This window comes from Hymenobacter agri (assembly GCF_054778495.1).
Genome location: NZ_BAAGZM010001147.1, coordinates 1 through 751, shown reverse-complemented (window position 1 = coordinate 751; position 751 = coordinate 1). Strand labels below are relative to the sequence as shown.

At 67.2% G+C, this 751-nt stretch carries 1 protein-coding gene; it reads left to right on the top strand.

Annotated elements, in window-relative coordinates:
* Nucleotides 1-32: 32 nt before the first annotated feature.
* On the top strand, nt 33-751 hold a 719-nt coding region (locus tag ACYVDE_RS25015), incomplete at its 3' end, for a thiamine pyrophosphate-dependent enzyme (protein ID WP_460504220.1).

Sequence of the window (751 nt, the reverse complement as noted above, 5' to 3'; positions counted from 1 at the left end):
CCACGCCGGCCAACGCCCCGCTCGACAGCGCTTTGCTGAAGCGCACGTATGGCCTGATGCATACGGCCGCCGAAATGGCCGCCCTCTACGAGGAAGAAAAAGCGGTGGCCGCCCGCTACGTGCACGCCACCGCCCGCGGCCACGAGGCCGTGCAGCTGGCCGCCGCTTTCCTGCTGGAGCAAACCGACTACGCCGCCCCATACTACCGCGACGACGCCCTGCTGCTGGGCCTGGGCCTGCGCCCCTACGAGTTGATGCTCCAGCTGCTGGCCAAGGCCGACGACCCTTTCAGTGGCGGCCGCACGTACTATTCGCACCCCTCGCTGCGCCGCCCCGGCGTGCCGATGATTCCGCACCAGAGCTCGGCCACGGGCATGCAGGCCATTCCGGCCACCGGCGCAGCCCATGCGCTGGCCTACTTTGAGAGCCAGCAGCTCGCCGTGCCGCGCAGTGAAGAACTGAATGCCGAAGCAAAGCCCTTGGTGCTATGCTCGATTGGTGATGGCGCTATGACCGAGGGGGAAGTGGCCGAGGCGCTGCAAATGGCTATTCTGCACCAATTGCCCATCGTGTATCTGGTGCAGGACAACGACTGGGGCATTTCGGCCACCGGCCGCGAGATGCGCGCCATGAGCGCCTACGAGTTTGCCGCCGGCTTCCCCGGCCTGCGCCGCCTGCAGGTGGACGGGGCCGATTTTGGCTCGTCTTACACGGGCCTGAGCGAGGCGTTTGCCCATGTGCGCGCCCGACG